We start from the raw sequence: 22816 nt of genomic DNA on the forward strand, positions 1-22816 counted from the left end.
CGGCTACCCCGCCGCGCCGAACAGCTGGGTCCAGTACGTACCCCTCTCGCCACCTCCACGGAAGCCGATGCCTATGTGGGTGAAGTCCGGCTTGAGGATGTTGGCCCGGTGTCCGGGGCTGTCCATCCAGCCCCGGACCACCTCGGCCGGTGACCGCTGACCGCAGGCGATGTTCTCGCCGATACTCCGGTGCGTGCAGCCGGCGGCGACGGCCCGGTCCAACGGCCGGCGGCCGTCGGGGCTGGTGTGGGAGTAGAAGACCCGCGCGACCATGTCGTCGCTGTGCGCCTGCGCCGCCGCCGTCAGCCGGGGGTCGCCGGCCAGCGGGCGCAGGCCGGCGGCCCCGCGCTCCGCGTTCGTGAGCGCCACGACGTCGGACGCGAAGGCCGCCAGGCCGTGCGGGGTCAGCGGGCCGGCCCACACCGCCGTCCAGAAGATGTCGCCGCCGGGGGCCGGGGCGTGGGCGACACCCACCTCCGAGAGGGCGGGGTCGCGCACCGTACGGCCCATGCGCGCGTCCAGGAGGCAGTACGCCAGGAAGTCGGCCTCCGTACGAGGACCGGAGACCAGCTGCTCGGCGACCGTCAGATACGCGTAACCCTGGGCCGTGACCCGCTGGTAGAGGGAGAGACCCGACCGGCCGGGCGCGGAGCCGAGCCGTCCGTCGGCCGCCATGGCCGTGCAGTGTCCCCGCGCCGCCGCCGCGAGACGGGCGTCGGCCCTGACGGGCGGCGCACCGGACCGTGAGCGTTCCGCGTTGACGAGCGCGGTGAAGCCGTCGTCGAGGGAGTCTTCGGCCACCTCCACGCCGAAATCGCGCGCGATCCCGGCCAGCCCGTCCACGTAACCCTGGCCCAGGGCCCGTAGCTTCCAGCCGCCGCCCCGGCGGTAGATCTCCGCGAGCAGCAGCACGCTCTCGTGCGTCGGGCGCGGTGGTGTGAACCGGACGAGCCCCCGGCCGCCGCTCCCCGTCACCGTCAGCGTCGGTACGGGCAGCCGCCCCAGCGGGACCGCCGGATCGGCGGCGCTCACGACCACGGTGACCCGGCTCGCCCCGGCCCGCAGCCGCCCCACGTCCACCGTTACCGTCTCGCCCCGCAGACTCGCGCCGGGCGCCGACGGCTGGTTGTAGAAGACGAAGTCACCGTCGCCGGAGACCCTGCCGTCCTCGCCCGTGACCAGCACGGACAGGTCGAAGGGCCCCGGCACCCGGATCACGAGCGCGCCCCCGGGCAAGGACACGTTCCCACCGGCGATCAGATCGAGCATCGTGCCGCCCTCCTCCCCCTCTGATCCGCATCGTTCGTCGAGGAGAGAACGGCCGGCGCGAGCCACCGGGTTCCCCCGCAGCCCGTCGTGGCCACCACTCGCCAATTCGCGCGCTCCGGGAACTCGGGCCCGCCACGCCGCGACAACTCATGAGGACGCGGACGGACGCACGAAGACACGTGGAGGCCGATGTGACACGCGACGCCTGGTACGACGACGACAGCCTGTGGGTCGACTTCGCCCCGGCCATGTTCTCCGGCACCCGCGCCGAGACCGTCGCCGAGCTGGTCCGGACCGCCCCGCTGCTGGACTTCCCGCCCGGCTCCCGGGTCCTCGACCTCTGCTGCGGCCCCGGCCTCTTCCTCGTCCCCCTCGCCGCACGCGGCTACCGCGTCACCGGTGTCGATCTGAGCCCGGCCATGCTGGAGCGCGCCGAAGCCGCCTGCCGCGAGGCGGCCGGGGAGGACGTCCGCCTCGTACGCGAGGACATGCTCACGTACACCGCTCCCGAGGCGTACGACGTGATCCTCAGCGTCTTCACCTCCTTCGGCTACTTCGAGGACGCCGACGACAACCTCCAAGTGCTGCGCAACGCGTGGCAGAGCCTCGCCCCCGGCGGCCGGCTGCTGGTCGACGTCATGGGCAAGGAGGTGCTCGCGGGCTGGATCGGCCGTCCACAGGCTGTGGATCTGCCGGACGGTTCGTACGTGGTGCAGCGCGACACCGTCCTGGACAGCTGGCGCAGGCTGCGCACGGACTGGACGCTCGTACGCGGCGAGAGGGCCCGCACCGCGTCCATCAGGTCCTTCCTCTACAGCGCGGCCGAACTCCACGACCTCTTCGTGGCGGCCGGGTTCGCGGACGTCGAGTGCTTCGGGGACTTCGACGGCGGGCCCTACGACCAGAGTTCGCGCCGCCTCGTCGTCCGGGGCCTGAAGAAATGACGCCCGGCGACACCCGCGGCAGGGGCCCGCCCCGGACCGCCCCGCCCCCCTTCCCGTACGCCCCGCTCCCCAGCCCCGGAGGACCCGTACGCCATGCCCCAGCTCAGCCCCGCCACCCCCCGCCTGTCGGTCCCCGTGCACGACCACATCACCGACGCCATGAAAGCCCCGGCCTTCCTCCGGCTCTCCGAGAACGTGGTGCTGGCCCGCTTCGAGACCATGAAGGTGTACGCGGCGCTCGGCGCCGTGCGCGAGCTGCTCGAACGCGGGCGGGTCGTACCGGGCCAGACCCTCGTGGACAGTTCGAGCGGTATCTACGCCCTCGCGCTCGCCATGGCCTGTCACCGCTACGGCCTGCGCTGCCACATCGTGGCCTCGACCACCGTGGACGCCACGACGCGCGCCCAGTTGGAGGTGCTCGGCGCGACCGTCGACCAGATGCCGCCGTCGCAGAGCCTGAGACTCGACCAGGAGCGACGGGTCCGCCACGTACGCCAACTCCTCGACTCCCGGCCGGACTTCCACTGGATGCGGCAGTACCACGACGGCGTGCACCACACCGGCTACCGCGAGCTGGCGGCGCTGGCCGCCGCCGCGCTGCCCGGGGCCGATCTGACCGTGGTCGGCACCGTCGGCACCGGTGCGTCGACCGGCGGACTCACACGGGCGCTGCGCGCCGACGGGCGCCCGGTACGGCTGGTGGGCATCCAGCCCTTCGGCAGCGTGACGTTCGGCAGCGAGGGCTTCAGCGATCCGGACGCGATCATCGCGGGCATCGGCAGCTCCATCCCCTTCGGGAATGTGCGGCACGAGCTGTACGACACCGTGCACTGGCTCGACTTCCGGCACGCCATGGCCGGCGCCGTCGCGCTGCTGAAAGAGCACGCGGTGTTCGCGGGGCTGTCCACCGGCGCCGCGCATCTCGTCGCGGGCTGGGAGGCTGCGCGCGATCCGCGCCGTACGCACCTGGTCCTCGGCGCGGACACCGGACACCGCTACGCCGAGCGGGTGTTCGCCCGGCACACCGAGGCGTCCGAACCGAGTTCGCTGCTTCCCGAGCGGATCGATGAGCTGGCCGAACTGCGCCCGCCCTGGGCCGTGATGGAGTGGGCGGGCCGGCCCGCGCCGCCGGGCGCCGTCGTCACGACGGAGAGCGAGGCCGGCCGATGACCATCGCCGCCCTGGAAGCACTCTCCTTCGGCCTCGGGCGTACGGCGCGGGCCTGCCGCGCCGCCGGGCACCGGTTCGTTCTGCTGACCGGCGACCGGAGCGTCTACCGCCACGAACTGGCCACGGCGGACGGCGCCGACGGCGTGGAGGTCATCGACGTCGACACCTTCGACCCGGACGCCGTACGCCGCGCGCTCGCCAGCGTGTCCGGGCTCGCCGGACTGATCAACACGACGGACACCTGGAGCGGGCCCGCGGCCGGCCTCGCACAGGAACTCGGACTGCCGGGTCCGGATCCGGAGGCCGTAAAACTCCTTCGTGACAAGGCGCGCGTACGGCAGGCGCTGCACCGGGCGGGGTTGAGCCAGGGGACGTCCGTGGTAATCGAACCCCGGCCGGACAGCGCCGAGTTGGTGCGCGAGGCGGTCGGGCTGCCCGCGGTGCTGAAGGTGTCCGCCGGGACGTCGTCGCGTGACGTGTGGATCGTGCACGACGACGAGGCGCTGCGTACGGCGCTCGCGGAGGCCGGGGAACGTGCGCGGCGGCCGGGCGGGCTGAACGGGAGCCTGTTCGCCGAACCCTTCCTCGCCGGGCCCCTCTACAGCGCCGAGACCCTGAGCTGGGAGGGGCACACGCGGCTGCTGGGTGTGCTGAGCCGTCAGACGTCCCGCCGTCCCGCCGTACGGGAGGAGGCCGCCGCCTTCCCGGTGGCCCTGCCCGAGGATCAACTGGCCCTGATCGAAAGGTGGGTGGGCTCCGTCCTCGCCACGGCCGGGCACGACCAGGGCTTCGCGCACGTCGAGTTCGTCCTCACCCGGCGCGGACCCGAGCTGGTCGAGATCAACCGCAGGATCGGCGGCGCCCTCGTCGCCGAGGCCATGTGCCGCACGCTGGAGGTCAACGTCTACGAGGCGCTCGTCGACGTCACGCTGGGCCGCCGCCCGCACCTGCTGGACGCGCCGCCGCGACCGACGGGGCCGGCCGTCGCCTTCGTCCTCGTGTACGCGGACGAGCCCGGGGTCCTCGACGGGTGGGCCGGGCTGGGCGGTCTCAACGCCTTCCCGGGCGAGGTGAGTTGGTTTCCGGTGCGGGCTCCGGGCGACGCCGTGCAGCACGTGGGCGACCAGCGCGGCTGCACGGGCATGGTGCTCGCGGAGGCGGCGACGGCGGAGCTGGCGCAGCACCGGGCGTGGAGCGCGGCGACGACGGTGCGGCCGGTGATGAAGACGGCCGAGGGGAGGTGAGGGGCGGCCCGGCCCGGCACGGCGGCCTGGCCTGGCCGGCGCCCTGACGGGTCGGCGCTCGCGGCTCGCGGATCGGGGTGCGGGCGCAGGCGGTGGTGCTGCCCGCGCTGTTGGTGACGTACCTGGCCGGGACCGCGCGGCGGCGCGCGGGCGGCGAGCTTGCCGGGGCTCGCCACCCGCGCTGACATGCGGCTAAACGTGGGTCATCCGGTCAGAACGGTCACCGCGCGCTCCTCCGCCCCGCCCTCGCCCTCCGGCTGCCAGACCGCCGCGAGATCCCGCCGGGCGCGGGCGACGCGGGACCGTATCGTCCCGACGGGGCAGCCCAGGGCGTCGGCGGCCTCCGCGTACGAGAGTCCGAGAAGGCGGGTCAGCGCGAACGCCTGCCGCCGCCCCGGCTCCATCGTGGCCAGCGCGTCCGCGAGCGCCACGGTCTCCTCGAAACCCGGCAGATGCCGGGGCTGAGCACGGTCCGCGACGGTCACCCAGTCCGTGGTGTCGGCGATCCGGGGCCGTACGGCCGCCCGCCGGTACCGGTCGACGACCACCCGGCGCGCGATCGCCAGCAGCCACACGCGCGCGCAGGAACGCCCCGCGAACCGCGCGAGGCTCGCCAGAGCCCGCAGATAGGTCTCCTGGGTGAGGTCGTCCGCTCCGCGCACGTCGGAGCTGAGGTGCGCGACGAAGCGGCGGACGTCGTCGTACGTGGCCCGTACGAAGAGCTCCGCCGCCCGCCGGTCACCGAGACCGGCGGCCAGCGCCCAGGCGGTGATCTCGGAATCGTCGGCGCGTGTGCTTCTGCCGGTCGTCGGATGTATGCGGGCGGGAGGTATCTGTTTGGGCGCAGGCGTGTGCAGGGCAGCAGGTATCACGAGAAGTCCTTCGCGTCCGGGCCGCGTGGCCCGTGGAATCAGAGCGGTGAAGGTGAGGAGCGGAAATGCGCTCAGAACGCGAGGACTGGCGGCCCGCGCCGCGACACGACGTGCAGGGCCGGGAGTTGGGCGGGCGGCCGCATCGGCCGGTACGCGACGGGGGACGGCCGCCGCACCGGCCGGTGCTCGCGCCCCCCACCGCTCAGCACCGCGTGGGCGAAGCGGAGACGCTCGTACGCGAGGCCGTACGCGAACTCGCCGACGAACAGGGCGAGCGCGCCCATCAGTCGTACGGAGGCGAGGTCGCCGCGCCACAGCCACCAGCCGCACACGAGACCTGCGAGCAGGTGTGCGCCGAGCATGCCGGAGGTGAGGCCGGAGCTGTCGAGCAGCCCGTTCAGCCCGGTCAGCCCGTTCAGCCCGGTCAGGCCGGTCAGGCCGGTCAGGCTCAGGAGTTCACCGAAGGCCTCGTGGGCCAACTCACCGCCACCGCCGGCGCTTTCGCGGGTGCCCGTGCCCGTACCGCTGCCGGGGGCGCTTGTGTGGCCGGCGCTGTGTCCCTCGTGGCCGCCGCGCGGATCGGGATGCAGCCCGCTGAACACCGTGTGCAGCAACAGCTGCCCGGCGGCGCTCGCGCCGACGATCACGGCGCCGCCGCGTTCCCTCCGGGACAGTAACCAGCCCGCCCCGCATACCGGCAGGAAGGCGAGAGCGAGCACGTGCGGCGGCAGCGGGCCACCGGACGACAGGGCGTGGCCGAGCCCGGACACCAGGACGCACACGGCGGCGAAGACCGCGGTGCGCGCGAGGCGGAGTGCGGGTCCGGCTCCCATGGCCGTCATCGTGCCAGCGTGACACAGCTGTCGCGAAAGGCCACCTGATGGGTATACATCGGATGTTCAGGCGCTTTGCGGGGACAAGGAGTTGGTGTGATCCAAGTCATATGAAGAGCCCGGGAGCTTCTCCGCCCCGCCCGCCGCTCGGAACGCCTCGCGTCGCCGGGCGCGTACCGCGGGACGTGACGGCGGGCGTACGGTGCCGCCGGAGGACACATCATCCGCGCACGTGCACGACGACCGACCGCGCACCGGCCAACGCCCATGTGAATTCCATTCAGTTGCCATGGAGCACGGCAGCCGAGATCGCCATACTTTCCAGAGGGACAACCACCCTCGACATGGTCGATTCGGAGCGTGCTGTGATCGACGAGACGACAGCGGGGCTGCTGGAGGCGGCAGGCCCGCAGATGTACCGGCGGAATGCTTTCCGTATCACCGGTCTGCCCACGTACGCGGACCGGCGGACGGTACGGCAGCGGCAGCAGCGCATCACGCCCGCGCTCGAACTCGGCGCCGATGTCGACCTCGGGCACTCGCTACCGGTCGGTCTCGACGACATCCGCGGCGCCTTCGACCGCATACTCGGCGACCCGCGCCGCCGGCTGGTCGACGAGCTGTTCTGGCTCTGGGACGCGGAAGGAACAGCGAACGGGAGCGGGAACGGGAGCGGAAGCGGGAGCGGAAGCGGGAGCGGGAACGGACAGGGTGGTCCCACCTGCGAGTGCCCGCGGTCGCTGCACAGCGACCACGACGCCGCCGTACGCGCGCACAGCGCGGCGCTCGACATGACCGTCGACGACCTGTCGGCGGGGTGGGGCGACTCCGAGGCGACGCGACTGTGGACCGACGCCTCGCGGTTGTGGGGCCAGGTGCTGCGCCGCGCCGTCTTCTGGGACCACGTGCGGCACCGTATCGCCGTTCTCGACGACCGGCAGCTCGACGACTCCGTGATCGACACGCTCCGCGACGCCATGCCGGCCACTCTGGTCAAACCACTGATCGAGCTCGCGTCGACGGCGTCGAACACCGCCGACCGCCTGCTGCTCACCAAACTGGCGCACGGCTGGCCACTCGTACCGTCCAGTCTGGTCGAGGACCAGCTGGAAGAGGCCGCCGCGCCTCACTACGAGTCGCTTCGTGCGACCGCCAAACGGGCGTCGTCCCAGTTGGAAGGGGGGGACTGGGACGGCGCCGCGACTCAGGTGTACGAACACGCCCTGCCCGCCCTGAAACAGCTGGAGGCCCTGGTCCCCCATGCCAGGCACCGGCGCACCTCGACCGCCCGCAACGACGTCGCGGTCCTGCTCAACAACTGCGCCACCGCCGCCACGGACGTGCTCGGCCCGGCCGCGAATCTGAAGGCGTCGAAGTGGTTCCGTACGGCCGGCGAACTGGCGACGGACCCGGTCACGCAGGAGACCATCAGGACCAACCGTGACGGTCTGCGCAACATGATGGAGACGTTCAACCAGATCAGGACGCAGGTCGACCAACTGGTCGCCGCGGGCCGGATCAGCCTCGCCAGAACCCTGCTGCTGAACGTCAAACGCCAGCTCGCGGGCGGACCGGGCACCGAGGAAATCGACCGCATGATGGACGATCTCCGTAACTGGCCCGGTTCGTACAGAAGGAGTGGCTCGGGCAGTTCCGGCACCCCCGGCCGTGGCCGGAAGGTGTTCGCCATGGTCGTGGCCGTCGTGCTGCTCCTTCTCCTCGCGCGGGCGCTCACAGGGGTGTTCGAGAACGACGACAGCGGCGACAGCGGCGCCCGGCCGGGGGCAGGCACCGTCGTCCTCTCCGCGGCCGACGCCGAGGAGAACGATCCGGTGGGCGGGTGCATAGAGCAGGAGACGGACTGGGAGGTCGGCGCACGCGAAGTGGCCGTGGTCCCGTGCGACGAGGCCCACTGGGGTGAGGTGGTGGCCTACGAACCGCTGCTGGGCGCGGAGTCCACCTACCTGACGAGGACGTACCCGGGAGTGGACCAGGCGGTGGCGCTCTCGCGCTTCCGGTGCGAACTCGTGCTGGCCCGGCTGGGCGTGGAGGGGGAAGGACTGGCGGTGAAGCACACGGTTCCCGGCGAGGAGGCCTGGGGGCTGCCGGTCAGATCCCGGCTGGGGGGCGAGTACACGACGTGTGTGGTGCACCGGGCGGACAACGACACCATGACGGAAGAGGACCGGGTGCCGCCGAACTCTGTGACAGGGGACGGGCCGGTGCTCATGGACACGTTCAGCCAGTTCATCCGGGACAACGCGCCGGTGGGGTCGTGCGTGCAGATCAAGAAGGATCTCTCCGCCGAGTCGGTCGATCTCCCCATCGTGCCCTGCGACGAGCTTCATTGGGCGGAGATCGTGGGCTATCCCGTTCTGTGGAGCGACGACGAACTCCCCGCGTGGCCGGGCAACGAAGCCGTCTACGCACGGGCGCAGGCCGCGTGCGAGGATCTGACGAAGGGCGTGTCGAGCACCATGAAGCTGCACGTCGTCTATCCCGCTCAGGACTGGTGGAGCGGCCTGGACACCCCGATCTACGCCATGTGCGCGGTGTCCTACGCGGGTGACAACAGCTTCGGCGGCGGGCTGTGACGACACGCCCGTCCGACCGGCGACTACCGATGATGACCATGGAGGAGAGACGGGTGGTGGGGGTCAAGGGGGCTGCTCTGCGGGTGAGTTCACCAGAGGGCACAGGGACCGTCTTCGAGCTGAGCGGCGTGTCGGTCACCGTCGGGCGCGCCGTGCCCGAGCGGGCGCCCGACGTGGGGCTCGGCCCCGACCCGCAGCGCTGGGTCGGACGACTGCACTGCACCCTCGACTTCGCCGACGGCATGTGGTCGGTGACGGACAACGCGAGCGTCAACGGGACGCTGCTGAGACACGGCGACACCATAGAGCGGCTCCAGGCGCGCAAGCGCATACAGCACGGGGACACGGTGCTGATCCTGGGCGACATGGACCCCGAAGGGGAGCCGGTGTACTGGGAGTTGACCTTCCTGGACCCGCACACCACCAGGCCGGCGCCGTTCGGTTCACCGTCCGACGTACGCCACACCGGGCCGTGCCTTCGGTACGACTGGGTCGCCGCCAGGGCGTACCGCAACGAGGACGGCGAGGAGACGCTGATCACCGGACTGCGACCGCAGGGACACCAGTTGCTGCGGTACATGGCGGGGCGCAGCACGAGCGGCGCGGCCGTCGCCTGTGAACACGCCGAACTGATCACGGCGTTGTGGGGCTCGAACGAGGAGTGGGCGCCGCACCGCTCGTACAGCAGGGCCGACATCGCGGGTGTCGTACGGGCGGTACGGCGCTGTGTCGAGGCGGATCCGTCGAATCCGAAGATCCTGGAGACGGTGACGGGGATCGGGTACCGGCTCAACGTCCTGGCGGGCGGGGGCAGTACGGGGAAGCCGGCGGCCGGCGAGCGGAAGGACCCCGCATGACGGCGGCGCCGCGCGCCGACGGGGGATGTCGGGAATCGCGGGGACAGCGAGGAGCGTGGGGACGGTCGGGACGGTCGGGATGTCGGGGGCAACGGGGACTACGGAGGGACAGGGGGAGTTACGGCGATGACACTGCTCGTCAGTGGTGACCGGGTCAGCGACACCCTCGTGATCGACCGCCCGCTGGGTGAGGGGGCGTTCGCCGAGGTCCACCGGGTGCGCCACGAGTACCTCGGCTGGCAGGCGATGAAGCTGTTCAAACGGGTCGCCTCCCTGGAGGAGACGCGGCGGATGCTGGACGAGGCCCGGCTGCTGTCGACTCTCGGGCACCCGAACATCGTCCGGCTCTTCGACGCCAACACCGTGCGTACCCGCGAAGGGCTGCGGGGCTTCTTCACGATGGAGTACGTCGCGGGCGGCAGCCTCGAACGCCTCGCCGCCGCACACAAGTCGATGGTCCCCAGGGATCTCGTCGCCGAGGTGATGGCACAGATCGCGAGCGGCCTCGCCGTCGCGCACGCCCAGGACCCGCCGATCGTGCACCGGGACGTGACCCTGGCCAATGTACTGATCGGCTACGACGGTTCGGGCATGCGCGTGCGGGTGAGCGACTTCGGGCTGGCCAAGCGCGCCGATCCGTTCACGCATCTGGCCAGCGCCCAGGGGACGTACGCCTTCATGGCACCCGAAGTGATGCGAAACCAGGGCTACTCCTGCGCCAGCGACGTGTGGTCGGTCGGCGTGATCGCGTATCTGCTGCTGACCAACCGCTTCCCGTTCCACGGGGGCGGGGAGGAGTTCTCGTCGTTCTCCTTCGGGCGGTTCAACCGGTCGCTGCTCCCGCCGAGCAGCTACAACGACGAGGTCGACGCGGACCTGGACCGCATCGTGCTCGCCACACTTGAGATCGAACCGCAGAACAGGCCGGCCACGGCCCAGTTCCTCGCGGACGCTCTGCGCGAGCGCGCGGAGTCCATGGCCGGCGCGGCGGCCGAGGCGGCGGAGGCGGCGCGCCGCGGGGACGGGGCGTCGGGCCCCAACTCCGTTGGCGGCGAGGTCTCTTCGACCGCCGGGGCGCCCAAGCCGTCCACCAAACGTACCAACAGGCCGCCCACGGAACGTGCCAGGCGGCTGGCCGAAGAAGCACTCGCACTGGCCCGCTCGCCGGGGGAACTCGACCGCGCCGCCGACCTCATGGAGGAGGCCGTCAACTTGTCGCCATACCTGCGTGACCTGCATCTGTCCAAGCTCACGCTGTGGCGCCGGGGGGTGATGATGTGAGCGGGCGGCTCTCCCGGCTCAGGGCTGACCTGAAGCAGCGCCGGCATCACCGCGCGTTTCGTATCGCGCCGCTGCCGTGGGACGAACCGTCGCGCGAGGAGCTGGAACGGCTGCTCGCGTCGGTGGCGGTAGCGGTAGCGGTGGCGGCTTCGGCCGAGGCCGCGGATACGGGGTCGGGGTCGAGGGCCGACTCGGGGTCCGGGCCGGGGTCCGGGCCGGACGGCGGCGCCGGTTCCGTAACCGCAGATGAGCCGGCGGGTTCGGGCGGTTCCGGGGAGTCCGCCGATCCGGCCGGCGATCCCCTGGACGCCAAGGCGCTGGCCGATGCCGCGACGAATCTGTGGCGCGCCCAGCGCAGGCTCAACCGCCAGGGCGAGGCGGCGACTTCGCGCTCGCGGCAGACCAGCCGCTATCTGCGTTCGTGCCGCGAGGCGCTGGACGAGGCGGGCCTGCTCGTACAGGAACACGAGGGCGACGCGTTCCACACCGGTCTGTCGCTTGAGGCACTGACCTTCCAGGACGACCCCTCGCTGACGGCCGAGACGGTCCTGGAGACCATCAGGCCGACGATCTATCTCAACGGCCGTCGGATCCAGATGGGCCAGGTGATCGTCGGCTGCCCGCCGGCGCCCGTAGCCGATTCCGTGCCCGATTCCGTGCCCGAGTCCGTGCCCGAGTCCGTGCCCGATTCCGTGCCCGATTCCGTGCCCGAGGCGGAGCCGCCGCCGCCTGAACCCGCTGACGCCGTGCCGGCGCCCGAGGATTCCGTCCCCGAGCCCGCTGCCGCATCCGCCCCCACACCTGCCCCTACCTCCGCCCCTGCCTCCGCCTCTGTCTCAGAAGCACCGTCCAGCTCGGACCACGAGAGGACCGATCATGCGTGACACCGTCGACTTCGGTATCGACCTTGGTACGACCAACAGCGCCATCGCCGTCGTCGAGGGCGGCAACGTCTCCGTCATCAAGAACAACGACGGCTGGGACATCACACCCTCGGCGGTGTGGATCCCGAAGGAGGGCAGGGTCCACGTCGGCCGCCAGGCGCGGGACCGTGTGGAGCACGACCCGGCCAATGCCACGGCCGAGTTCAAGCTGGAGATGGGCCTCGCCGACTCGCGGAAGTCCTTCGCCACCGCGGGCGCCTCCCTCAGCCCGCCGCAACTGTCGGCGGAGGTCCTCCGGTCGCTGCGCGCCGACGCCGCGCACCACACCGGCACCCCGCCCGAGTCGGCGGTGATCACCGTCCCGGCGGCCTTCGCGCTGAACCAGAACAAGGCGACCATCGAGGCCGCGGAGCTGGCGGGATTCACCTCCGCGTGCCCGCTGGTGCAGGAGCCGACGGCGGCGGCCTTCGCGTACGGCTTCCAGGACGCCACCGACCGCGCGTACTGGATGGTGTTCGACTTCGGCGGCGGCACCTTCGACGCCGCTCTCGTCAGCAAGCGCGACGGCGATCTGCGGGTGCTCAACCACGCCGGAGACCCGTTCCTCGGCGGGAAGCTGATCGACTGGGCGTTGATCGAACGGCTCCTGGTACCCGCCGCTGCCGCCGAGCTCGGGCTCGCGGACATGCGCAGGGACAACCCGCAGTGGCGCGGGAACTTCGCCAAGCTGAAGCGCGCGGCCGAGGACGCGAAGATCCATCTCTCCCGGCGCGACCAGGTCGAGATGATGATCGACCTCAACGACGCGGACGGGAACCCCCTCACTCTCGAACACACGCTGACCCGGGGCGAACTCGACGCGATCGCCGAGCCGTTCTACGTCCGGGCGATCAATCTGTGCCGCGACGCGATCGCCGAAGCGGCTCTCGGTCCGGACGACATCGACCGCCTGCTGCTCGTCGGCGGTGTCACGCTCTCTCCCGGGCTGCGCGAACGGCTGGCCGACCCGCGCCACGGCCTCGGCATCGAACTCGACGTCAGCCTCGATCCGACGACGGTCGTCGCCCGTGGCGCGGCGATCTTCGCCAGCACGGTCCGGATCCCGCGGTCGAAGTCGGAGCCGGTCCCGGCCGGGCAGTTCGCCGTGGAACTGTCGTACGAGCCCAGTGTCACCAACCTCCAGCCCACTGTCGGCGGACGCTTGCGCGGTTCGTCGGGGGCGCAGGCGGGGTCGGGGGCGGTCTCGGTGTCGAAATCGGGGTCCGGGTCAGGGCCGGCGATGGACTTCACCGGCTACACGGTGACCGTGAACAATCCGGACGGCCAGCCACCGTTCCACTCCGGCGCCATCTCGCTGAACGCGGCGGGCGTTTTCATCACCGACGTGGCCGTCACCCCGCACACCACGTCGAAGTTCTTCGTCGAGCTGACCGATCCGTCGGGGGCTCGGTGCGAACTCACCTCCAACACCCTGTCGATCACCCACCGGGACGTGGAGTTCGGTGGCGTACGGCTCGCGCACTCGCTGGGCATCCAGCTCGCCGAGCAGGTCTTCGCGCCGATGCTCCGCAAGGGCGCGACCCTGCCGACGTCGGTGCGTGAGGTGTTCCGTACGTCGGCGGCCCTGCACCGCTCCGACGCCGACGCGGCGATCCGGATCCCGGTCATCCAGGGCGAACGCAGCCGGGCCGACCGAAACCGTGGCGTGGGCATGCTGGAGATCCGGCCGCGCGACATCCGGATCGACCTGCCGGCGGGCAGCGAGGTCGAGGTGACGGTCGAGGTCGACGCGTCCAGCATGGTCACGGTGGTCGCCGATGTACCGCTGGTGCAGGCGCAGTTCGAGGCCGAGATCAACCTGGACGACATCCGGGCCAAGGATCCCGAGGAGCTGCGCGACATCCTTGACGAGGCCGAGGGGCGGCTGGCGGCGCTGCGCGGATTCGTGTCGGACGCGGGCTCGGCCGACGCCGAGCGACGGCTGGCCAAGCTGGACGAGGAGCGGTCCGTCAGCACGGCCCGCGAGCAGGTGGACGCCTCGGCCGTGGACAACGGCGCCGCGGCCACGGCGGAGGAGCGACTGCGCGATCTCCAGGCGGAGTTGGACGACATCGCGGACGCGGTGGGGCTGCCCGGTCTCGTACGGGACCTGCGGTCGGCGCTCGCCGAGGCCGAGGAACTCGTGCGTCAGCACGGCGAGACGGCGGACCGGCAGGAGCTGGCCGCGATCCAGAGCCGGGCGGACGAGGCGATCAACGCACAGGACTCGGTGGCCGTTCGCGGGCTCATCGACCGGACGGGGTCGCTGCTGTTCGAACTGGAGCGGCGAAGCCCCGACTGGTCGGTGAAGCTCTTCTACACGCTTCAGGAGATGCTGCGGGCGTCCGGGCAGGCGGGGCCGCTCATCCAGGAAGGGCATCGGGCCATCGCGGCGAACGACCGGCAGGGTCTGGACGCGGTGAACCAGCGGCTCTACCGGCTGCTTCCGAAGGATGAGCAGGACAAGGTCGTCTGGCTGGGCAGGGCGTGAGCGACATGAGTGGTGTGAGTGGTACGAGTGGTGGGGCGCCCGGGGTGGCCGGGGTGGCCGGGGCTGGTTCGGCGCACGCGCGGGCTCTGAGCCTTCAACTGACCGTGAACCGGGCGCACTCGGCGGCACGCGCGGGCGACCTCGACCAGGCGGCGCGACTGCTGGACGAGCTGGACACGGGCGGCCACCTGGACACGGCGCGGGTCAGCTTCGCGAAGACGGGCGCCGGCGGTGATTCGAGGGCTGAGCGGGCGACCGTGGTGGCCGCCCTCAACCTGCGGGCCAAGGTGCATGCACAACTCGGTGAGCTGACCGAGGCGGACGCCTGCTGGACCCGGGTGGAGGCGCTCGCGCCCGACGATCCGGACGCGGCGGCCGGCCGCCGTACGCTCGCGAAGATCGCCGCCGGACGCCGCCACGCCCGCCCGGTCGTCAACACCGGCCGGGTCGCGGTGATCGCCGCCGCGCTGGCCGCCACGGTGGCGGCAGTCGCCCTCGTCGGCGGCGCCGTCCGGCTGATGTCGGACGGTGGCGACGAGGACGGCGGCCGTGCCTCGGGATCGGTGACCGGGGCGGACACGGGGTCGGAGCGGCTGCTGGCCGAGTCGCGACGTGCCGACGAGCTCAAGGAGCGCCTGGCGGCACTCGAATCCTCCAACAAGGACGATGCGGAGCGTCGCGACAGCACGCTCGACGAGGTCGCGAAAAGGCTGGCGATGCCCGGTGTCGAGATCCGGCGGCATGCCGACGACATCCAACTGGTCTTCAGTACGGGGGTGTTCCCGTACGACTCCGTAATCAGCCGGGAGGGCGCCACGGCCCTGACGGAGATCGGCCGCAGGCTTTCCGACCTGGAGTCCGGGTCGGAGTCCGGGTCCGGGTCTGGTTCCGGGGTGGAGACCACGGTGGTGGGCCACTCGGTCGCCGTGCCGGGCGGGGCTCCGAGCGGTGGCTCCGTGGTCGCGCTGGAGCGTGCTCGGGTGGCGGCGCAGTATCTGGCGGAGGACAGTGACCTGCGGCTGACGGACTTCCGGCTGGTCAGCGCCGACCAGCGGCGGGGCCCCTTCCCGGCGACGGAGGCGAACGCGCCCCGGAATCGCACCGTGACGCTGCTGATCACCCCGAAGGAGCCACCTGCCGCCCGGTGACGGAGCCCCCTGCCGTCTTCGGCCGCTTACTACCGTGCGGCGAACTGCGTGAGGATGGCCTGCACTTCGTAGATGTCGACGCCCTTGGTGAAGGTCTTCTGGATCGGCACCGAGGCGCCGGAGAGCCAGATCTTCAGCTCGGCGTCGAGATCGAAGGTGCCGGCCGTCTCCACGGCGAAGTGCGTGATGCTCCGGTACGGGATGGAGTGGTACTCGGTCTTCTTGCCGGTTATCCCCTGCTTGTCGACGAGGATCAGCCGCCGGTCGGTGAAGAGGATGCTGTCCCGGATCAACTGGTAGGCGGCATGAACCTGTTCGCCCTGCCCCAGCAGCCGCGCGTAGTCCTGCTGGGCGGAGGCCGGGTTGATGGTGTGTGCGTTACCGAAAAGCGCCATGAAGTCCCCGATTCATCCAACTTGCACGATCTTCGTACTGTAGGGCCCTGGGGGCCGGGGTTGGGGAGCAGCCGGGGACCCGTAGCGGACCCGTAGCAGAGCTGTAGCCAGTGCCCGGGGTGCGGGCAGGCCCTTGGAACGGGCCCGGCCCCGCACACCACCCGCGGCGTCGAACTCTCCCCGGGCGAACGCGCCGAGATCGTGGTCGAGGTCAACCCCGGCGAGCGCCTGGTCCTACGCGGCGACGAGCCGCCCGCCGTGCGTACCGCAGGACCGCAGGTCAGACGCGCCGGACGGTGATGTTGCCAACGCCGGTGCCGGCGTGCACCTGGACGATGTCGTCGGACTTCCGGAGGTTCTCGGCGGGGCGGAGGGAGTCGAGCCTGTTGTTCACGCTGCCGCTCAAGGTGCGTGTCTCAAGCAGGGCGGCGGTGCCGTGGCGGACGCCGATGTCCAGTGCGCCGACTGAGGATTCGAGCTCGACCGTGCCGCGCATGACCTCGTCGAGCCGGATGGAGCCGACCGCCGTCTCGGCCCTGACGTCGGCGTGCGCCCGGCCCACGGTGATGGCGCCGTTGGTGGAAGTCACCCGCAGATTGCCGGTGACGTCGGCCGCGTTGGTCTCGCCGTTGGTGTTGTTGATGACCGCCGGGCCGTCGATCTCACCGATCCGCACACTGCCGCACCCGGTGATCTCGGACCGACCGACCGCGCGCCGCACGACGACATCACCGTGCGTCGTGGTCACCGCGAGGGGGCCGGACTCGTCGATCTGGATGTCGCCGTGCTGGGTCTTGAACCGGCATTCACCGATCCGGCCTTCGCAACTGAGGTCCGCCATGGACGACTTGCCGTGCACGGCCGAGCCGGTGGGCACCCCGATCTGTACGTGGATCGATCCGCCCTTGCGGAACGAGGAACGCTGCTTCGGCGCCTTGATCAGCAACTTCCCCCGCGAGTAGCTGACCTGGGTCTCGTCGGCGGCCTTCTGGTCGCTCGCGCTGGACGTGCTGCTCGGCCGCACGTCCACGACGGTGTCGCCGCGGTCGCCGGCGACGATCTCGACCGTGCCGATGTCCAACTGAAGGTTGACGGTGATCGGTTCAGGAGTGTCGAAGCTAGGCATGGCTGTCCCGTCCTTATCGGTCTGTTGGAGCCCCCGCTGGTGGGACGGGGGTGAGATGCGTGGGGTGGCGTGCGGTGGTGGCTACGGCAGGGGCGGAGTTACCGCACCCGGCCGGTGGCCCTCTCGCCGGAGAGGCCCGACTACGGCTTGAACTTCATAACGCCATAGTGGCATCAGATTGGCGCCATAGCAAGGGTAAGTGGCTCACTTATGGCGCAGTGTTGGCTCATCTGGCTGCCTGGATCGGGTGTCGTAGCAGCTCAGGTGCCCTTCTCGGTATGTGCCACCGCATCGAAAGTGTTGCTGCCAACCGTCATGCCCGCCTCGCCCGCCGCCGACGACTGAGTCACGCGTCGCGGAGTTTGAACACCATCGCCCCCGCCAGCAGCCCCGCTCCCGCCCAGGCCCCCAGAACCGCGAGGCCCGACCAAGGGCCGATGGGCAGACTGTCCAGGTTCTTGGTGGCCTGAACGGCCAGCCCCGCCGAGGCGGGCGCCCACTCACGTATTCGCTCCTGCCACTCCTCGTCGCCCACCAACTCGACCAGGGCGGGCAGCGTGTAGAGCAGCCCGAGCACCGTCGTGATCGCACCGGCCGTGTCCCGGACGGCCGCGGCCACGCCCAGCGAGAGCAGGGCTATCAGGCCCAAGTACAGAACCGTGCCCACAGCGGCACGCAGGGCCGGCCCCTCGGAGAGGGAGAGCGGCGCCGAGCTGAAGCCGTTGCCCGGCAGGATGAGCCGGCCGGCGAGCAGAGAGCCGAGGACAGCGACCGTCCCCGCGATCAGCGCGGCACCCGTGACGACTGTCGCCTTGGCGGCGAGAACACGACCCCGGCCCGGCACCGCGGTCAACGTGGCGTGGATGGTCCCGGTCCCGTACTCGCTGCTCATCGCCAGCACCCCGAACGCGGCCACCGCCGCCTGGCCGAGCCAGATCCCGGTGAGGCTGAGCTTGACGGTGTCCTCGTGGCACTCGTCCGGCGACGGACACTGGTCCGTCGACACCGTCCCGGTGGCCGCCGCACCCAGCGCCCACATCAGCGCCGACACGGCGAACAGCAGCCACCATGTGCTCGGCACCGTACGGAATTTCGTCCACTCCGCGTGAAGTGCGCCTCTCATGCGTCCCTCCTGCGCAGTCTCCAGACCGCCACTCCGAGAAGCACGACCGCCCAGACGCACAGCACCGAGAGCCCTGCCCAGGGGCCTTGCGGATAACAGCCGTTCTCGGGCAGACAGACCGCGTCCACGTGCTCGTACTCCGGCAGGGTCCGCTGCACGGCGAAGCCGGCGAGCGGGGTCAGCCTCATCACCCATTGCGCGCTGCCGAGCGGCAGCCCCGAGAGAAGGACGAGCGGCAGGACGAGCGCGACCACCATCAATGTCACGGCCACGGCCGTGTTCCGCAGGATCGCGCCCAGTGCCAGGGCCAGCACGGCGACGGCGGCCAGCAGCACGGCCGTGCCGATAACGGCGCGCAGCACGGGAGCGTCGGTGAGGGCCACGTCGGGATGGAAGAGGGGGTTGGGCATACGGTCGCGCAACTCGGGCTCGCTGAGCAGGAAGGACAGCATGGCTGCGACAAGACCGGCCACGAAGGTGACTCCGGCCAGGACGACGGCCTTCGCGACCAGCACCCTGCCCCGGCGCGGGCTGGCCGTCAGCGTCGTGAGGATCATGCCGCGCCGGTATTCAGCGGTGATGAACAGGACGCCCAGCGCCACCAGCGGAATCAGCCCTATCTGGGCTCCCGCGAGGGACTGCTGCGTGATGTCGACATCCGGCGTGTACGGCGCGACGTTGCCCGAGCCCGTCAGTGTCCAGGTGCCGGACTTCTCCGTGGCGCTGCCCGGTGTCCCCTTGAGGCCTCCGCCGGCGCCCCCACCGACGGTGTCCTGGCGCCAGGTGCCCTGTCCACCGTCCACCGTGACGTGGTCGAAGGCCGCGGTGACTCGCGCGGGGCGCCCTCCGACCGAGGTGGAGCCGAACTGCCTCTGCACCATGGTCTCTTCGGGCGTGGCCACGAACAGACCTGCCTGGACGGTCTCCGGCAGCCCGGTGACTCGCGTCGTGCCGGCCTTCGCCCACGTCGAGCCGTCGGCCGACTCGTACGCGGTGAACTCGTCGCCCGAGCGGGTCAGCCGCAGCCAGTGCGGCCGGTCACGGGCGACGGTGCCGCCGGCGGTGTCGTGGGTGAAGCCCGACTGGAGCCGGACTCCGTGCCCAGGCGTGATCATGGCCGCCGCATAGGGCGATCCCGCCTTCGTACTCTCCTTGATCACCAGTCCGGCCTTGGCCCAGGGCTCGGCCGCCCGTCCCTCCCGGCCGCTGAGTGGGGACACCCGGGCGGTGATACTGCCGTCGCCGGTCAGCGGCTGGTGGACGAAGGGAAAGCTGTCGGAGACGACGCCTCCGTGCGGCCCCACCGGGGGCGGAGTGCGGTCTCCGGAGACGCTGCTGCTGCCGCTGAAGGCCGAGAGCAGTGAGACCAGCACCGTGATCACCACGCAGGCGAGCAGCGTCAAACTCCACCGGCGCACGGTCCGCAACTTGGTCCACTCGGCGTGCAGCAACTGGGGGAACCCGTCACGCGCGGGCGGGAGTCCGGAGCGGTAAGGGGTGACGGTGGTGGGAGTGGTCATGAGCGCGTCCCCTCCGCTTCGTTCGCCGTGGCCGCGGCCGGTGCGGCGCCCGATGCCGTGTCCGCGCCTGCCTCGACCGTGCGGAACTCCGCCGCGTCACGCGTCAGTTCCATATACGCCTCCTCCAGCGTGGCCCGGTGGGCGCCGATCTCCGAGAACGGCACCCCTTCCGTGGTCAGCAGTGCGACGATCCGCTCCGTCGCCAGACCGCTGACGGTGAGCGACTGCGGCCCGTCCGCCGCCACCGTCGCCCCCTCGCGGGCCAGCAACCTCATGGCTTCCGTACGCGCCGACGTACGCAACGAGACCCGTTCTCCCGAAGCGGCCGCCAGCAGCTCGGCGACGGAGGTGTCGGCGATGAGCCGACCCCGCCCGACGACCACGAGATGGTCGGCGGAGTCCTCCAGCTCGCTCATCAGATGACTGGACACCAGCACCGCGCGTCCCTCGCGCGCGAGCCCGCGCAGAAAGCCACGGATCCACCGGATCCCTTCCGGATCAAGACCGTTGACCGGCTCGTCCAGCACCAGCACCGGGGGATCGCCGAGCAGTGCGGCCGCTATGCCGAGCCGCTGCCGCATGCCCAGTGAGTAATTCCCCGCCCGGCGCCGGCCCGCCGACGCGAGCCCCACCCGCTCCAGCAACTCGTCGACGCGGGAGGCCGGAAATCCGTGCGAGTGCGCGAGCCACAGCAGATGGTCCCGGCCGCGCCGACTCGGGTGCACGGCTGCCGCGTCCAGCAGCGCCCCCACCTCGGTCAGCGGCCGACGCAGCGTCGCGTACCGCCGCCCGCCGATCAACGCCTGCCCGGAATCGGGCGCGTCGAGGCCCAAGAGCATACGCATGGTCGTGGACTTCCCCGCGCCATTGGGTCCGACGAAGCCGGTGACCTGACCCGGCCGGACGGTGAAGGACAGATCGTCGACCGCGACCGTCTGCCCGAACTGCTTGCGCAGCTCCTGAATTTCGATGGTTGCCTGCATGCTCGAAAGGCTAGGGAGCGGGGGTGCCCCGGGTCGTCACGCGTCAGAGCGCACTTCCGCACCCCTGGCACGGGGGAGGAACCGCCGCCGTTATCGCTCGCGTGGGGGATGCCAAGAGGGCTGGTCAGGGGGACGCCAACTGGTCTTGGCGCCGGGACAATGGTCGACGTGAGCGAAGAAATCAAGCGCGTGGCGAAGCGGACCGCCGACTCGCCCGACCGGCAGGCGGCGGTCGGGGCGGTGCTCGCGCTGCTCGCGTGCGGGGAGACCGTGGTGCGCGGGGGAAGTATCGACACCGATCTCCCGTTCGCGCTCACGCTCGCCATCAGCACCACGACACCGGTCGGCTTGCTGCGCATGCCGCTGGCCACCGCGGCCACCGTCTGCCTCACGGTCGCGGGTGTGGTGTCGCTCGTGAGTTTCCACGTGCTGACCGTCGCCGGGCTCGTCGCGCAGCTGCTCGCCCTGCGCTGGCTCGCCGGTCGCGGTTCCCGCCGCCTCGCGGTGCTGCTGGTGCTCCCCTATATCGCGACCGCCCTCGTGGGCCCGCAGATCAACGGGATACGGGTGTACGGGGTGGTGACGGCCGTGCTCGCGGCAGCGGCCGTCGCGGACGGTACGGGTCGTCGTGCGCGCGCCGAGGAGGTGGCGCGCGACGCGACCGAGAGAGCCATGGCCGACACGCTGCACGAGCATGTGGCGCGTGGCGAACGGGCTCGCATCGCCCGCGAATTGCACGACGTCGTCGCGCACCACATCTCGATGATCTCCGTGCAGGCGGAGACGGCCCGGCTGACCACCCCCGGTATGCCCGAGGCCGGGGCGAAGCGGTTGCTGGACATAGGTGACACGGCCCGAGCCGCGCTGACCGAGATGCGGCGGCTGCTCGGCGTGCTCCGTGAGGACGCGGGCACCCCGCCCGTCACCCGAAGACCGCAGCCCGGTCTCACGCAGCTCAACGAGCTGCTGGACGAGGCGCGTGAGGCGACCGGCGCCGCCACGCGGCTGATCGTCAGCGGGCCGGTGGCGACGCTCGACCCGGGCATCGAGCTCACCACGTACCGCATAGTCCAGGAAGCCCTCACCAACGCCCGTCGGCACGCTCCAGGGGCTGCCGTCGATGTCGAACTGCGCTACTACCCGGAGGTGCTCGAAGTGCGTATCAGGGACAACGGCCCGGGACCGGCGCCGGGAACGGGAGGCCGGTCCCCGGGGCACGGGCTGTTGGGCATGCGCGAGCGCGTCGCCGCGGTCGGGGGCGAGCTCCGCGCGGGCCCGGCGCCCGGTGGCGGCTTCCTGGTGGAGGCGAGGCTGCCGCTCCCGGTGCCGGAGGCCGTCCGATGAGTACGCGCATCGTCATCGTGGACGATCACGAGCTGGTGCGGGCCGGCTTCGCCGGACTGCTCACCACACAGAGCGACTTCACGGTGTCCGGCACCGCCTGCGACGGGGCCGAGGGGGTGCGGGTCTGCCGCGAACAGCGCCCCGATGTCGTGCTCATGGACGTCAGGATGCCGGTCATGGACGGCATCGAGGCAACCGGGCGAATCGTGGCCGAGGCAGGGGAGGGTGCGGGTCCGCGCATCATCATCCTGACCACCTTCGACCTGGACGAGCACGTCTACGACGCCCTTGGCGCGGGCGCCAGCGGCTTCCTCCTCAAGGATGTCGCCGCCGAGCGGCTGTTCGACGCGGTGCGGGTGGTCGCCGCCGGGGATGCGCTGCTCGCGCCGGCGATCACTCGTCGTCTCATCCGCGAGTTCGCCAGGCAGCGCCGAAAGAAGGCCGCAGCGCCGGCGCCGCCGCTCGCCGCGCTCACCCCGCGCGAGACGGAGGTGCTGCGGCTGATCGCCGAGGGCCTGTCCAACCCGGAGATCGCGGCCAGGCTGTTCGTCAGCGAGGAGACGGTCAAGTCGCACGTCAGCCGCGTGCTCAACAAACTCGGCCTGCGTGACCGCACACAGGCGGTGGTCGCGGCGTACGAATCGGGTCTGATCGTGCCGGGCGTCGGCGGACAGGAGGGGTGAGGGACATGGGCGGAAG

19 protein-coding genes are annotated in these 22816 nt (G+C 71.3%); 11 read left to right on the forward strand and 8 right to left on the reverse strand.

Annotation, left to right across the window (positions count from 1 at the left end; genetic code table 11):
- Positions 1 to 3: 3 nt before the first annotated feature.
- Positions 4 to 1269, reverse strand: coding sequence for a CAP domain-containing protein (locus ACIBBB_RS28715; protein ID WP_398986988.1), 1266 nt, complete (start codon positions 1267 to 1269; stop codon positions 4 to 6).
- 248 nt (positions 1270 to 1517) lie between these two features.
- Here ACIBBB_RS28715 and ACIBBB_RS28720 point away from each other — a divergent pair, with 248 nt between their 5' ends.
- The 3 genes from ACIBBB_RS28720 (at position 1518) to ACIBBB_RS28730 (ending at position 4627) form a co-directional block, all read left to right on the forward strand.
- Complete coding sequence (locus tag ACIBBB_RS28720) at positions 1518 to 2213, forward strand: class I SAM-dependent methyltransferase (protein ID WP_398987193.1); 696 nt, start codon at positions 1518 to 1520, stop codon at positions 2211 to 2213.
- A 93-nt stretch (positions 2214 to 2306) separates the two neighbouring features.
- A complete protein-coding gene (locus ACIBBB_RS28725) occupies positions 2307 to 3383 on the forward strand; it encodes a pyridoxal-phosphate dependent enzyme (RefSeq protein WP_398986990.1) in 1077 nt (358 codons plus the stop codon).
- Positions 3380 to 4627: an ATP-grasp domain-containing protein gene (locus ACIBBB_RS28730; protein ID WP_398986992.1), complete on the forward strand. Its 1248-nt coding sequence runs from the start codon at positions 3380 to 3382 to the stop codon at positions 4625 to 4627. The genes ACIBBB_RS28725 and ACIBBB_RS28730 overlap by 4 nt, the downstream gene beginning before the upstream one ends.
- Positions 4628 to 4830: 203 nt before the next feature.
- Here ACIBBB_RS28730 and ACIBBB_RS28735 read toward each other — a convergent pair whose 3' ends face one another.
- Together ACIBBB_RS28735 and ACIBBB_RS28740 are read right to left on the reverse strand one after the other, a co-directional pair.
- A complete protein-coding gene (locus tag ACIBBB_RS28735; RefSeq protein WP_398987195.1) occupies positions 4831 to 5460 on the reverse strand; it encodes a sigma-70 family RNA polymerase sigma factor in 630 nt (209 codons plus the stop codon).
- A gap of 110 nt (positions 5461 to 5570) precedes the next feature.
- On the reverse strand, positions 5571 to 6332 hold the full coding sequence (locus tag ACIBBB_RS28740; protein ID WP_398986994.1) for a hypothetical protein: 762 nt from the start codon (positions 6330 to 6332) through the stop codon (positions 5571 to 5573).
- 344 nt (positions 6333 to 6676) lie between these two features.
- Between ACIBBB_RS28740 and ACIBBB_RS28745 the strand changes: the two genes are divergently transcribed.
- The 6 genes from ACIBBB_RS28745 to ACIBBB_RS28770 all read left to right on the forward strand — a co-directional run bounded on the left by ACIBBB_RS28745 (position 6677) and on the right by ACIBBB_RS28770 (position 15626).
- Positions 6677 to 8926, forward strand: a complete 2250-nt coding sequence (locus ACIBBB_RS28745; RefSeq protein WP_398986996.1) for a septum formation family protein — start codon at positions 6677 to 6679, stop codon at positions 8924 to 8926.
- Positions 8927 to 8964: 38 nt separating this feature from the next.
- The gene (locus ACIBBB_RS28750; RefSeq protein WP_398986998.1) at positions 8965 to 9783 is read left to right on the forward strand and encodes an FHA domain-containing protein; all 819 of its coding nucleotides are present in this window, start codon (positions 8965 to 8967) and stop codon (positions 9781 to 9783) included.
- Between the two features lie 126 nt (positions 9784 to 9909).
- Positions 9910 to 11064: a serine/threonine-protein kinase gene (locus ACIBBB_RS28755; protein WP_398987000.1), complete on the forward strand. Its 1155-nt coding sequence runs from the start codon at positions 9910 to 9912 to the stop codon at positions 11062 to 11064.
- On the forward strand, positions 11061 to 11948 hold the full coding sequence (locus ACIBBB_RS28760; RefSeq protein ID WP_398987002.1) for a hypothetical protein: 888 nt from the start codon (positions 11061 to 11063) through the stop codon (positions 11946 to 11948). The genes ACIBBB_RS28755 and ACIBBB_RS28760 overlap by 4 nt, the downstream gene beginning before the upstream one ends.
- On the forward strand, positions 11941 to 14478 hold the full coding sequence (locus ACIBBB_RS28765) for an Hsp70 family protein (RefSeq protein ID WP_398987004.1): 2538 nt from the start codon (positions 11941 to 11943) through the stop codon (positions 14476 to 14478). The genes ACIBBB_RS28760 and ACIBBB_RS28765 overlap by 8 nt, the downstream gene beginning before the upstream one ends.
- Before the next feature lie 5 nt (positions 14479 to 14483).
- Complete coding sequence (locus ACIBBB_RS28770; protein ID WP_398987005.1) at positions 14484 to 15626, forward strand: hypothetical protein; 1143 nt, start codon at positions 14484 to 14486, stop codon at positions 15624 to 15626.
- A 29-nt stretch (positions 15627 to 15655) separates the two neighbouring features.
- On the opposite strand, the gene ACIBBB_RS28775 is transcribed toward ACIBBB_RS28770, so the two are convergent.
- The 5 genes from ACIBBB_RS28775 to ACIBBB_RS28795 all read right to left on the reverse strand — a co-directional run bounded on the left by ACIBBB_RS28775 (position 15656) and on the right by ACIBBB_RS28795 (position 20773).
- Positions 15656 to 16021, reverse strand: coding sequence for a PH domain-containing protein (locus ACIBBB_RS28775; RefSeq protein WP_398987007.1), 366 nt, complete (start codon positions 16019 to 16021; stop codon positions 15656 to 15658).
- A gap of 280 nt (positions 16022 to 16301) precedes the next feature.
- Complete coding sequence (locus ACIBBB_RS28780) at positions 16302 to 17147, reverse strand: DUF4097 family beta strand repeat-containing protein (RefSeq protein WP_398987009.1); 846 nt, start codon at positions 17145 to 17147, stop codon at positions 16302 to 16304.
- A 346-nt stretch (positions 17148 to 17493) separates the two neighbouring features.
- Entirely contained in the window at positions 17494 to 18270 is a 777-nt protein-coding gene (locus ACIBBB_RS28785) for an ABC transporter permease (protein WP_398987011.1), read from the reverse strand.
- Positions 18267 to 19790, reverse strand: coding sequence for an ABC transporter permease (locus ACIBBB_RS28790; RefSeq protein WP_398987013.1), 1524 nt, complete (start codon positions 19788 to 19790; stop codon positions 18267 to 18269). Before ACIBBB_RS28790 ends, ACIBBB_RS28785 begins: the two co-directional genes overlap by 4 nt.
- On the reverse strand, positions 19787 to 20773 hold the full coding sequence (locus ACIBBB_RS28795) for an ABC transporter ATP-binding protein (RefSeq protein WP_398987015.1): 987 nt from the start codon (positions 20771 to 20773) through the stop codon (positions 19787 to 19789). The genes ACIBBB_RS28790 and ACIBBB_RS28795 overlap by 4 nt, the downstream gene beginning before the upstream one ends.
- A 168-nt stretch (positions 20774 to 20941) precedes the next feature.
- Here ACIBBB_RS28795 and ACIBBB_RS28800 point away from each other — a divergent pair, with 168 nt between their 5' ends.
- Together ACIBBB_RS28800 and ACIBBB_RS28805 are read left to right on the forward strand one after the other, a co-directional pair.
- Positions 20942 to 22117 (forward strand): sensor histidine kinase, encoded by a 1176-nt coding sequence (locus ACIBBB_RS28800; RefSeq protein WP_398987017.1) that lies wholly within the window; start codon positions 20942 to 20944, stop codon positions 22115 to 22117.
- The gene (locus ACIBBB_RS28805; protein ID WP_398987019.1) at positions 22114 to 22800 is read left to right on the forward strand and encodes a response regulator; all 687 of its coding nucleotides are present in this window, start codon (positions 22114 to 22116) and stop codon (positions 22798 to 22800) included. Before ACIBBB_RS28800 ends, ACIBBB_RS28805 begins: the two co-directional genes overlap by 4 nt.
- Positions 22801 to 22816: the final 16 nt, after the last annotated feature.

Origin of the sequence: Streptomyces sp. NPDC051217 (genome assembly GCF_044455465.1) — a bacterium.
Taxonomy (GTDB): Bacteria; Actinomycetota; Actinomycetes; order Streptomycetales; family Streptomycetaceae; genus Streptomyces.

Excerpts from the sequence above, each read along its gene's own strand:
- ACIBBB_RS28755 (WP_398987000.1), top strand. The coding sequence starts at position 9,910 with ATGACACTGCTCGTCAGTGGTGACCGGGTCAGCGACACCCTCGTGATC.
- ACIBBB_RS28725 (WP_398986990.1), top strand. The coding sequence starts at position 2,307 with ATGCCCCAGCTCAGCCCCGCCACCCCCCGCCTGTCGGTCCCCGTGCAC.
- ACIBBB_RS28765 (WP_398987004.1), top strand. The coding sequence starts at position 11,941 with ATGCGTGACACCGTCGACTTCGGTATCGACCTTGGTACGACCAACAGC.
- ACIBBB_RS28780 (WP_398987009.1), bottom strand. The coding sequence starts at position 17,147 with ATGCCTAGCTTCGACACTCCTGAACCGATCACCGTCAACCTTCAGTTG.
- ACIBBB_RS28740 (WP_398986994.1), bottom strand. The coding sequence starts at position 6,332 with ATGGGAGCCGGACCCGCACTCCGCCTCGCGCGCACCGCGGTCTTCGCC.
- ACIBBB_RS28715 (WP_398986988.1), bottom strand. The coding sequence starts at position 1,269 with ATGCTCGATCTGATCGCCGGTGGGAACGTGTCCTTGCCCGGGGGCGCG.
- ACIBBB_RS28785 (WP_398987011.1), bottom strand. The coding sequence starts at position 18,270 with ATGAGAGGCGCACTTCACGCGGAGTGGACGAAATTCCGTACGGTGCCG.
- ACIBBB_RS28750 (WP_398986998.1), top strand. The coding sequence starts at position 8,965 with ATGGAGGAGAGACGGGTGGTGGGGGTCAAGGGGGCTGCTCTGCGGGTG.
- ACIBBB_RS28790 (WP_398987013.1), bottom strand. The coding sequence starts at position 19,790 with ATGACCACTCCCACCACCGTCACCCCTTACCGCTCCGGACTCCCGCCC.
- ACIBBB_RS28805 (WP_398987019.1), top strand. The coding sequence starts at position 22,114 with ATGAGTACGCGCATCGTCATCGTGGACGATCACGAGCTGGTGCGGGCC.
- ACIBBB_RS28795 (WP_398987015.1), bottom strand. The coding sequence starts at position 20,773 with ATGCAGGCAACCATCGAAATTCAGGAGCTGCGCAAGCAGTTCGGGCAG.
- ACIBBB_RS28770 (WP_398987005.1), top strand. The coding sequence starts at position 14,484 with ATGAGTGGTGTGAGTGGTACGAGTGGTGGGGCGCCCGGGGTGGCCGGG.
- ACIBBB_RS28745 (WP_398986996.1), top strand. The coding sequence starts at position 6,677 with ATGGTCGATTCGGAGCGTGCTGTGATCGACGAGACGACAGCGGGGCTG.
- ACIBBB_RS28720 (WP_398987193.1), top strand. The coding sequence starts at position 1,518 with ATGTTCTCCGGCACCCGCGCCGAGACCGTCGCCGAGCTGGTCCGGACC.
- ACIBBB_RS28775 (WP_398987007.1), bottom strand. The coding sequence starts at position 16,021 with ATGGCGCTTTTCGGTAACGCACACACCATCAACCCGGCCTCCGCCCAG.
- ACIBBB_RS28730 (WP_398986992.1), top strand. The coding sequence starts at position 3,380 with ATGACCATCGCCGCCCTGGAAGCACTCTCCTTCGGCCTCGGGCGTACG.